This is a genomic window from Gordonia sp. i37, from assembly GCF_002043085.1.
Classification (GTDB): Bacteria; Actinomycetota; Actinomycetes; order Mycobacteriales; family Mycobacteriaceae; genus Gordonia; species Gordonia polyisoprenivorans.
On the sequence record NZ_MVPX01000278.1, the window covers coordinates 1 to 6550 of the forward strand.

At 66.0% G+C, this 6550-nt stretch carries 7 protein-coding genes; 5 read left to right on the forward strand and 2 right to left on the reverse strand.

Annotated elements, in window-relative coordinates; all coding sequences use genetic code 11:
• On the forward strand, positions 1-211 hold a 211-nt coding region (locus tag B1964_RS13545; protein ID WP_079930118.1), incomplete at its 5' end, for an Lrp/AsnC ligand binding domain-containing protein.
• A gap of 32 nt (positions 212-243) precedes the next feature.
• On the opposite strand, the gene trpD is transcribed toward B1964_RS13545, so the two are convergent.
• Both trpD and B1964_RS13555 read right to left on the reverse strand, forming a co-directional pair.
• Positions 244-1311, reverse strand: coding sequence for an anthranilate phosphoribosyltransferase (trpD, locus tag B1964_RS13550; protein WP_020170904.1), 1068 nt, complete (start codon positions 1309-1311; stop codon positions 244-246).
• 77 nt (positions 1312-1388) lie between these two features.
• Positions 1389-1898: a hypothetical protein gene (locus tag B1964_RS13555; RefSeq protein ID WP_253193994.1), complete on the reverse strand. Its 510-nt coding sequence runs from the start codon at positions 1896-1898 to the stop codon at positions 1389-1391.
• Positions 1899-2039: 141 nt separating this feature from the next.
• On the opposite strand from B1964_RS13555, the gene B1964_RS13560 reads away from it, so the two are divergent.
• From B1964_RS13560 to B1964_RS13575, 4 genes are all read left to right on the forward strand, one after another.
• Positions 2040-2657, forward strand: coding sequence for a heme-copper oxidase subunit III (locus B1964_RS13560; protein WP_170320210.1), 618 nt, complete (start codon positions 2040-2042; stop codon positions 2655-2657).
• Positions 2658-2765: 108 nt separating this feature from the next.
• Entirely contained in the window at positions 2766-3698 is a 933-nt protein-coding gene (locus tag B1964_RS13565; RefSeq protein WP_006370543.1) for a cytochrome c, read from the forward strand.
• The gene (locus B1964_RS13570) at positions 3695-4870 is read left to right on the forward strand and encodes a ubiquinol-cytochrome c reductase iron-sulfur subunit (protein ID WP_006370544.1); all 1176 of its coding nucleotides are present in this window, start codon (positions 3695-3697) and stop codon (positions 4868-4870) included. Before B1964_RS13565 ends, B1964_RS13570 begins: the two co-directional genes overlap by 4 nt.
• A complete protein-coding gene (locus tag B1964_RS13575; RefSeq protein WP_006370545.1) occupies positions 4867-6486 on the forward strand; it encodes a cytochrome bc complex cytochrome b subunit in 1620 nt (539 codons plus the stop codon). The genes B1964_RS13570 and B1964_RS13575 overlap by 4 nt, the downstream gene beginning before the upstream one ends.
• The last annotated feature ends 64 nt before the right edge of the window (positions 6487-6550 follow it).

Sequence of the window (6550 nt, forward strand, 5' to 3'; positions counted from 1 at the left end):
CGACATCAGCGGCGTCGCCGAGGTGTATTCGTGTGCCGGCGACGTCGATCTCATCGCCAAGATCAAGGTGCGTGACCACGCGGAGATCGCCGACGTGGTGACCGGCCGGATCAACCGGCTACCGGGGGTGACCCACACCGCCACCCACATCGCCTTCCGCAGCTACTCCAGCTCGGAGGTCGAGGGCGGCTTCTCCATCGGAGAGGAGTAGCGCGAGTCGACGTGACTCGAGGTGTGACCTGTCTACGGCCGACCGGCCAGCTCCTGTGAGCGGGCGGCCCACCGATCGAGCAGCGCGGTTGCGGCCCCGGAGTCGATGACGGCCTCGGCGCGCGCTTTCGCCGCCACCATCGCCGTGGTGAGGCTGTCGACGCTGTAGGCCTCGGTCATCTCCGCCGACACGATGGCGCCCGCGGCGTTGAGGACCACCGCGTCGCGGACCGGTCCCCGCGCCCCGGCGAACAGGTCGCGGGCGATCGCGGCGTTGGCGGTGGCGTCGCCGCCCTGCAGCGCGGACAGCTCCACGAGTTCGATCCCGAGTTCGCGCGGATCGAAGGCGAGTTCGACGACCCGGCCATCGATGACCTGCCACACCGTCGAGGTGCTGGTCGTCGTCAGTTCGTCGAGTCCGTCGTCGCCCCGGACCACCAGCACGGCCGCGTCCCGTTCGGCGAAGGCCTGGGCGAGCACCGGTGCGAGATCGGCGAAGGCACAGCCGATCAGCCCGCGGGAGGGACGCGCCGGGTTGGTCAGCGGTCCGAGCACGTTGAACACCGTCGGGATGCCGATCTCCCTACGCGGTGGCCCCGTGAAACGGAACGCCGGATGGAAGACGGGCGCGAAGCAGAATCCGATCCCCAGCTCGTCGACGCAGCGACCGACATCGGCGGCCCCCAGGCCGATCGACACGCCGAGCGCCTCGAGGACGTCGGCGCCACCACTCTTCGACGACGCCGCGCGATTGCCGTGTTTGACCACTGCGACGCCGGCCGCGGCGATGACGACGGCGGTCATGGTGGAGATGTTGACGGTGTGCGAGCGGTCGCCGCCGGTGCCGACCACGTCGATCGCGGGCCGGGACACGGTCACCCGTACCGCGTGCTCCAACATCGCCGCGGCCAGCCCACGCAGTTCGGCGGGCGCGGCGCCCTTCATCTTGACCCCGACCCCGAACGCCGCGATCTGTGCTCCGGTCGCCCCGTCGGTCATGATCTCGTTCATCGCCCAGGCCGCTTCATCGACGGTCAGGTCGATGCCGTCGGTGACCCGGCCGAGGATCTGCGGCCACGTGTACGTCTGCGCGCTGCTCACCCCAAGAACTGTAGGGCTGACCCGACAATCCCCGGGCTGTGGGGCCCACCCCACGGCCCGGCCTTTCACCCGCCCATTCACCGGCCGGAGTGGTCCGCCTTCTCGGCGCGCTGCAGCACCTGCCACCCCACTGCCCGACCGCCGTGTCGCGACCCGAGACTGGCCATCCTCGATCGTTCCTGCGACAGGTGCAGCGCGTCGACGAGTTGCACCCGTGCCAGCACCACCGTCTCGTGTCCGTCGGGCACCGGGCTGTCCTGCTCCGAATGCACCGGCCGGTACCCGTCGAGCGCGGCAACCGCGATCGCGTCGGACACCCGCGAGGTGGGCAGCGCCAGGACATGCCGGACCACCGCCTGATCCGCCGGGCGCCACGAAGACCCTTCCAGCACAGTCGAACTCGACGCGGCGTCGTCGACACACGACGCAACGACCTCGAGGTCGGTGTCGTCGACGTCGATCACCCGCGACTCGCGGTGGGAACCGATCCGTGCGGTGAGTCGTTGCCATCGGGAACGGGACACCGGACGGCCGTTCACGTCCCGCGGCGCAGGGTCCGGCTCGTGGCCCGATCGCGAAGTACCCATGCCCCGAGCAAACCACGACGGGCCCCACAGACACGCCGAGACACCCGCGCAACCGGCGCCGACCAGCGCGAAGAGAAAAAGTTCCCACCAATCTCGGACCCAAGTGGTCACCGCGTACTACGAACCGTCATACTTCAACTTGTGACTAGCGCTGTAGGTACTTCCGGAACGGCCATCACCGCGCGCGTGCACTCACTCAACCGGCCCAACATGGTGAGTGTCGGCACGATCGTCTGGCTGTCCAGTGAGCTGATGTTCTTCGCAGGCTTGTTCGCGATGTATTTCGTCGCGCGCGCCAACGCCAATCCGGTTGACGGATGGCCGCCGGAGCCCACCGAACTCAATCTGGCCCTGGCCATCCCGGTGACGACGGTCCTCATCCTCTCGTCGGTGACCTGCCAGATGGGCGTGTTCGCCGCCGAGCGCGGAGACGTCTTCGGACTGCGCCGCTGGTACCTGCTGACCTTCTTCATGGGCGCGTTCTTCGTCTGCGGTCAGGGCTATGAGTACTACCACCTGGTGCACGAGGGCACGACGCTGTCCTCGAGCGCCTACGGCTCGGTGTTCTACATGGCCACCGGATTCCACGGCCTGCACGTCATCGGTGGTCTGGTCGCCTTCATCTTCCTGCTGATCCGCACCAAGCTGTCGAAGTTCACCCCGGCCCAGGCGACCGCGGCGATCGTCGTGTCCTATTACTGGCACTTCGTCGACATCGTGTGGATCGGCCTGTTCGTGACGATCTACTTCATCCGATGAGAGCGCGGCACGCCGGGAGCACCCGGAGTCCCTGCGCAGTAACCGAGCTTTGCGCGGGGTGAACCCGCATCACAGCCCAGAGTCCGTCCGCTAGTAGAGAGACTAGAGATGAGTTCATCTCCACCGCGATCGTCGGATAGCGACGCAACTGACGCGGTCGAATCGGTCGCGACGCCGTCGACGACCCCGGCGAGTTCCGCCCGCCGGTCGAAGGCACGACGCAAGCTTCGCCGACGTGTCAGCGGCACCATCCTGTTGCTCGCCGGTCTGTTCATGGCCGGCATGATCGCGTCGCTGCTGACGCCCAAGCCGCAGGTCGCCACCGCCGACGTCGACAACGCCGCGCTGATCAGTGCGGGCAAGCAGTTGTACGAGACCTCGTGCGTCACCTGTCACGGCGCCAACCTGCAGGGTGTGCCCGATCGCGGCCCGTCGCTGCTCGGTGTCGGTGACGCGGCCGTGTACTTCCAGGTGTCTACCGGCCGTATGCCCGCCGCTCGCGGTGAGGCACAGGCGCTGCGCAAGCCGCCGAAGTTCACCACCGCCCAGATCGACCAGCTCGGTGCCTACATCCAGGGCATGGGTGGTGGTCCCAGTGTGATCTACGAGCACAACCCGGACGGTTCGATCAAGACCGAGAACGGCGTGCGCGTCGTCGCCCAGGATTCACTCCGCGGCGACAACCTCGCCCAGGGTGGCGAGCTGTTCCGACTCAATTGCGCGTCATGCCACAACTTCACCGGCCGTGGCGGTGCGCTGTCCGGCGGTAAGTTCGCGCCGACGTTGTCCGACGTCAAGGAACAGCAGATCTACACGGCGATGCTCACCGGCCCGCAGAACATGCCGAAGTTCTCCAACCGCCAGCTGTCGGTGGACGAGAAGAAGAACATCATCGGCTTCATCAAGTACGTCACCGAATCCAAGCCGCAGGGCGGCCTCGGGATCGGCGGCTTCGGCCCCGTCAGCGAGGGCATGGTGATGTGGTTTGTCGGGGTTGTGGCGATCGTCGCCGCCGCGATGTGGATGGGATCTCGAGCATGACCGTCAGCGATAAGGACGTCCCGACCAAGGACGAACTCGACCAGATGAGCAACGACGAGCTGGTCAAACTCGGCACCAACCTCGACGGTGTGGAGATCATCCACCGCGGCGAGCGTTACCCCGAGCCGGGTACCGGTGTCGAGAAGCGTGCCGAGCGTCAGGTCGCCATCTGGCTGACGATCTCGGGCATCTCCGCGCTCGCCTGCTTCGTCGTCTTCTGTTTCAATCACTGGCACTTCGCCATGCCGGACGACCCGAACTACTGGTGGTACACGCTCAACACGCCGCTGTTGGGCATCACCTTCGGTTTGGCGATCCTGTCCATCGGCATCGCACTGGTGCTGATCACCAAGAAGTTCCTGCCGTCGGAGATCTCCGTACAGGATCGTCACGACGGGCCCGGTTCCAGCGACGTCGACAAGGCGACCATCGTCGCCGAGCTCAAGGACTCCGGCACCACCTCCACGCTCGGTCGTCGCAAGATGATCATCGGCTCGGGCATCTTCGCCTTCGGCGCACTCGCCTTCACCGGTGTGATCGCCGCGGTCGGCGGCATCATCAAGAACCCGTGGGCCGATCGTGACGACGCTCCCCTGTGGAACTCGGGCTGGTCACCGATCTACAACTCCAAGGAGAACCCCACCGAGACGGTGTTCCTGCGTCGCGACGTCGGTGACCCCTACCGGGTGGCGCTCGTCCGGCCCGAGGACCTCGACTCCGGGGCGATGGAGACCGTGTTCCCGTGGCGCGTGTCCGACGGACTCGGTGAGACCGAGGAGTCCCGCGAGAAGCTCGTCTGGGGTCTGCGTTACGTCAGCAACCCGGTGATGCTCATCCGTCTGCGTCCCGCCGACGCGGCCAACGTGATCAAGCGCAAGGGCCAGGAGAGCTTCAACTACGGCGACTACTTCGCCTACACCAAGGTCTGCAGCCATCTCGGCTGCCCGACCTCGCTCTACGAGCAGCGCACCAACCGCATCCTCTGCCCGTGCCACCAGTCGCAGTTCAACGCACTCGACTCGGCCAAACCGGTCTTCGGTCCGGCAGCACGCGCACTGGCGCAATTGCCGATAACGGTGAACGATCAGGGGTACCTGGTCGCCAACCGTGCCCACAACCAGGGCAACTACATCGAACCCGTCGGACCGGCTTTCTGGGAGCGTGACTCATGACCATCGCCGACCGCATGGCCACACAGGCCGAAGAGGTGGACTCGCGGTACCACCTCGCCGCCGGTATGCGCCGGCAGATCAACAAGGTCTTCCCGAGTCACTGGTCCTTCATGCTCGGCGAGGTCGCCCTCTACAGCTTCATCATCCTGCTGCTCTCGGGTGTGTATCTGACCTTCTTCTTCGATCCGTCGATGAGCGAGGTCATCTACCACGGCGATTACGAGCCGCTCAAGGGCGTCATGATGACCCGCGCCTACGAGACCACGCTCAACATCTCGTTCGAGGTGCGTGGCGGCCTGTTCGTCCGGCAGGTGCACCACTGGGCGGCCCTGCTGTTCGCGGCGTCGATCATCATCCACATGGCGCGCATCTTCTTCACCGGCGCGTTCCGGCGTCCGCGTGAGGCCAACTGGATCATCGGCTGCCTGCTGCTGATCCTGGCGATGTTCGAGGGCTTCTTCGGTTACTCGCTGCCCGACGACCTGCTCTCCGGAACCGGTGTGCGTGCCGCGATGAGCGGCATCGTCCTCGGAATCCCGTTGGTGGGCACCTGGATTCACTGGGCGCTGTTCGGCGGTCAGTTCCCGGGCGACATCATCATCCCGCGCATGTACGTGATGCACATCCTGCTGTTCCCGGGCATCATCCTCGCGCTGATCGGTGCTCACCTGGCGCTGGTCTGGTACCAGAAGCACACGCAGTTCCCCGGCCCCGGCCGCACCGAGAAGAACGTCGTCGGCGTGCGCATCATGCCGGTCTTCGCCGCCAAGGGCGGTGCGATGTTCGCGGTGGTCACCGGTGTCCTCGCGATCATGGCCGGTGTCTTCCAGATCAACCCGGTGTGGGTCCTCGGCCCGTACAACCCGGCGCAGGTCTCGGCGGGCTCGCAGCCCGACATCTACATGATGTGGACAGACGGTCTGGTGCGTCTGATGCCCGACTGGGAGCTCTACTGGGGTCATTACACGATTCCGGCGGTGTTCTGGTGCGTCGTGATCATCACGTTGATGTTCGGCGTGATGTTCGCCTACCCGTGGATCGAGAAGCGCCTCACCGGCGACGACGCGCACCACAACCTGCTGCAGCGTCCGCGTGACACCCCGGTGCGTACCGGCCTCGGCGCGATGGCCTTCAGCTTCTACATCATCCTCACGCTGATGTGCATGAACGACATCATCGCGTTGAAGTTCCACGTCTCGCTCAACGCGACGACCTGGGCGGGCCGCATCGGTCTGATCGTCATCCCGCCGCTGCTGTACTTCGTCGCCTACCGCTGGGCGCTGGCATTGCAGCGCAGCGACCGCGAGGTCCTGGCCCACGGTATCGAGACCGGCATCATCAAGCGCCTGCCGCAGGGTGAGTACATCGAGCTGCATCAGCCGCTCGGCCCGGTCGACAGCCACGGTCATCCGATCCCGCTCCCCTACGAGGGCGCAGCCGTTCCGAAGCGGATGAACAAACTCGGTTCCTCCGGCGCCCCCGGCACGGGTTCGATCCTGCTCGCCGACCCGCCCGAGCAGCAGAACCGCAACATCGAGCACGAGCACGAGCAGGAACTCGCCGAGCGCAAGGCCCTGCGCGAGCTGCAGGAAAAGGGCGGCAACCCGCTCGAGTAGCCAACCTCGAGACCGGCGCAACCGCCGGAAGTGCAACGAACACAACGACATCGGCTGGGGGCGC

Coding starts and splice junctions, on each gene's coding strand:
- B1964_RS13570 (WP_006370544.1), top strand. CDS start 3,695: ATGACCGTCAGCGATAAGGACGTCCCGACCAAGGACGAACTCGACCAG.
- B1964_RS13555 (WP_253193994.1), bottom strand. CDS start 1,898: ATGGGTACTTCGCGATCGGGCCACGAGCCGGACCCTGCGCCGCGGGAC.
- B1964_RS13565 (WP_006370543.1), top strand. CDS start 2,766: ATGAGTTCATCTCCACCGCGATCGTCGGATAGCGACGCAACTGACGCG.
- B1964_RS13575 (WP_006370545.1), top strand. CDS start 4,867: ATGACCATCGCCGACCGCATGGCCACACAGGCCGAAGAGGTGGACTCG.